The sequence below is a fragment of the Methylobacterium sp. CCH5-D2 genome (assembly GCF_001556475.1).
Lineage (GTDB): Bacteria > Pseudomonadota > Alphaproteobacteria > Rhizobiales > Beijerinckiaceae > Methylobacterium > Methylobacterium hispanicum.
In genome coordinates, this window is record NZ_LSIX01000576.1 from 1 (window position 1) to 3,367 (window position 3,367).

Genomic DNA, 3,367 nt, shown 5'->3' on the forward strand with positions numbered 1-3,367 from the left:
CGCAGCCGTCAGCGATCGCCGCCCGAAGGGCGTCGTGATGTGGAGGGTCATGCTCGGGTCGAGCACCGGGCCAAGATCGGGCATTCGCCGTCACGCGATTATGCGCGATCGGCGGGGTTCAGCCTTGCGATGTGCCGGGAGATGTGATTCTCTGTGCTTGCGAGACTACAGAGAGGGGGTCTGCCGGGCTTCGGTTCGGTGGGCCCTTTCTTTTTGCGGTGACCTCGTCTCCTTTCATTTCGAGAGTGGATCGGCGGGGTTAGCCCTTGCTCGCCCGGTAGGCGGCCAGGATCTCGGGAAGCCGGTCGAGGACGTAGTCCGCCAGACCCGGCTCGACGGTCTCGTCGAAGGAGAGGGCGACCCGGTCGGTAGCGCGCTCCACGCGCGCCACCTTGCGGCCCTCGACATCCTTCCACGTCTGCGGCTTCAGCTTGGGCTCAGGCTTCGGTGCCAGGGCGGTGTAGACCGCGGCGAAGCGCTCGTCCGTACCCTTGGCCTGGAAGGCGGGGTCTCCGAGGAGCGTGGTGAGCGCGTGCCGGTCGGCGGTCTTCACCTGTTCGGCGAGATCCCGCCAGCGCGGGCGCCCGGCGGCCGGGGCGGGGCCGATTGCGGCGAGCACGTCCTCCGGCACCGTCTTCGCCACCGAGATAAGCGACGAGAGATCGCCCTTGCCGACGCCCATGGCCGACGTGATCGTCGCGCGCGGGAAGCCGTGCTGCTCCATGCGGAGCGCGAAGAAGGCCCGTTCAATGAAGCTGAGGTCGCGCCGCTCAAGGTTCTCCTTGCCCTGCGCGACGACGAGTTCCGCGTCGGTGAGCGGCCGGATCACGGCACGCACGGGGCGCTCCAGGATTCGCGCGGCGCGCGTGCGACGCCGTCCGTAGGCGATCTGGTAGCGACCCTCGGCCGTTGGGTGCGGGCGCACCAGCACCGGCACCTGCTGCCCGCTCTCGCGCACACTCTCCACCAAGGTCGCGAGGCTCGGGTCGTTGGCATCCGCCACCCGGTCGGCGATGAAGGAATCGTCGATCAGCCCGGCGTCGAGCTCCACGACGGAGGCGCCCGTCTGCAGCGCGGCCGCCGCGTCGGCTTGGGCGGCGAGGCTGCGCAGCGCCCCGCTCATCGCACCGATAGCGCCGCTGCGCCGCCGCTCCGGGAGTGGGGCAGGGGGCTGGTTTGCAGGTGCAAACTCGGGGCTCGGTGCGGCTGGGTTTGCAGCTGCAAACTCGCCCTCGCCCGTTGGCTTCGGATCGGGCCGGCGCCCGTACAGCGCGTCGAGGTTCGTCTTCCGGCTCATGCCCGACCCCACGCACGCCGGATCAGGCCGTCGATCTCTCCGTTGACCGCCTCCAGCGCCTCAAGCGCCCGGTCGTAGGTCGAGCGGGTCATGCCCTCACGCGCAATCTCGTAGAGTGTCTGCTTCGACAGCCCGGCATCCGAGACCGCGGAGGACTTCACCATGGGCGCGGTCAGCACCGCGTCCTCGAAAAGGGTGCGGAGCATCCCGACGATGCGGGTCTGCGGGCCGTCCTGGGGCTCATAGCGGGTGATGAGGTAGCGCAGCCAGTCATACTGCAGCTTGCCGCCGTGCTCGGCCACGACACCGAGGAGGTCCTCGGTCATGGCGAGGAACTGGTTCATGGAGGCGACGTCGAGCATCTGCGGATGCACGGTGATGAGCAGCCCCGAGGCCGCGCACAGCGCCGAGAGCGTGAGGTAGCCGAGCTGCGGCGGGCAATCGATCACCACTGCGTCGTAGCGGTCGGCGACCGATTCGATCGCCTGAACGACCCGGTCGAAGAACAGGGGATCGCCAGGCCGGCGCTGGCCGAGCGCGCGCGGCGTCTCGTGCTCGAACTCCATCAGTTCGAGGTTGGCCGGCACGAGGTCGAGGCCGGTGAAGTAGGTGGGGCGGATGATGTCCTCGAGCGGACGCTGCGCGCCGTCGTACCGGATGGCGCCGTAGAGGGTCTCGTTCTCGCCGACCTCAAGCTCCGGCTGAACGCCCAGGAGCGCCGAGAGGCTCGCCTGCGGGTCGAGGTCGATAGCGAGCACGCGGTAGCCGCGCAGCACCAGCCCTTCCGCGGTGTGGGCGGTCGTCGTGGTCTTGCCGGAGCCGCCCTTGAAGTTCGCGATGGCGATGACTTGGAGGTGGTCGCCCTCGCCCCGGTGCGGCAGGTAGCGACGCCCGCCCCGGGTGTTATCGTCGAGGTAGGCGCGCAGGTCGTGGATATCGGCGAGGCTGTAGGAACGTCGGCCGTTCGGGGACACATCCGGCTGCGGGCCGAGCCCTTCCGCCGCGAGTTGCTGGACACGCGAGGCGGTGACGCCCACGATGCGCGCGACTTCGGTCGAGGTGAAGCGGCGCAGCGTCTTGGCCGAACTCGGCGGGAACAGGCCCGACGAGATCGCTTGTAGCTGCTCGCGCAAGATCGCCGCGTGCGCGCCGATCAACGCGGCGGGCGCGATCGGGGCAGGGGGCTCGGCGTGCTGGACCGCGCTGTGCTGGTTCATCCTCTTGGGCCTTGCTTGCAGAAAAATCGCCAAAATGGCGAACAAACTGCAACTCAGCCCGATCAAGGCCGATTCGCAAGCGAGAGTCGAGTCCCGCGCAAGCCCGGCACAAGCTCGGCCGCGGATTCGCGTGTGGAGGAACCCGCGGGCCGGATCGGCGTTCAACACGCCTCCCTGCGCTCCTCCGCTCGGCAAACCAGAGCATCCGCGATGCGAGTTTGCCCAAGCGTGGGCTCGCTGAGCAGGCCCGCGGCGCGAAGGTGCGAAGGGTTAAGTGTTGAAGGTGACGCCCCGGGGCGCGAGCCCGAGCGCCTCGGCGAGGGCAGGGCGTGTCACCCCCGCCAGCCAGACCTCCGCGAGATGCCGAAGCATCGGTCCTGCGCCAGGGATGCGTGCCACCCAGCACGCCACAAGTTCGGGGGCCGGCTCTGGTAGAACCGGGGTCTCGGTCTCGCCGAGCGCGAACAGCCCATCGTCCGTCGCGTAGAACAGCGCGTTTCGTTGTTCGATCCGGCTGGCGCAACGCAGGCGCGATTTGTAGGTCTGGAAAGTGCCGTTCGTGCGCTTCAGTTCGACGGTGACCGCCCATTGCGCCTACGTCACGCTGGGTGGGTACGCGGCGGCCAGAGGTGCGAGCAGGCGGCGCTCGGCGCCAATGGACGAAGCCATCCGCGGTTCGATCGCTTCGGGGCTGCGGCGGCGGACTGCGCCGCGTCGCAGGCCGAGGCGTCGGCACGGCTACAGCCTGAGCGGATGGCACGAGCGCAGGAGATGGCACGGCCCTTGGGGCGACAGCGGCATCGCCACCCAGCATCCGGCATGCGATCTGAGAAGGGGAGGGGGCGGATTGAGG

The 3,367-nt window shown here is 69.1% G+C and carries 2 protein-coding genes; both read right to left on the bottom strand.

Annotated features, from left to right (window positions below; all coding sequences use genetic code 11):
* Positions 1 to 259: 259 nt before the first annotated feature.
* The gene (gene repB, locus AX737_RS14635) at positions 260 to 1,297 is read right to left on the bottom strand and encodes a plasmid partitioning protein RepB (protein WP_066922466.1); all 1,038 of its coding nucleotides are present in this window, start codon (positions 1,295 to 1,297) and stop codon (positions 260 to 262) included.
* Positions 1,294 to 2,514, bottom strand: coding sequence for a plasmid partitioning protein RepA (gene repA, locus AX737_RS14640; protein WP_066922464.1), 1,221 nt, complete (start codon positions 2,512 to 2,514; stop codon positions 1,294 to 1,296). Before repA ends, repB begins: the two co-directional genes overlap by 4 nt.
* Positions 2,515 to 3,367 lie beyond the last annotated feature (853 nt).

Coding starts and splice junctions, on each gene's coding strand:
- repB (WP_066922466.1), bottom strand. CDS start 1,297: ATGAGCCGGAAGACGAACCTCGACGCGCTGTACGGGCGCCGGCCCGAT.
- repA (WP_066922464.1), bottom strand. CDS start 2,514: ATGAACCAGCACAGCGCGGTCCAGCACGCCGAGCCCCCTGCCCCGATC.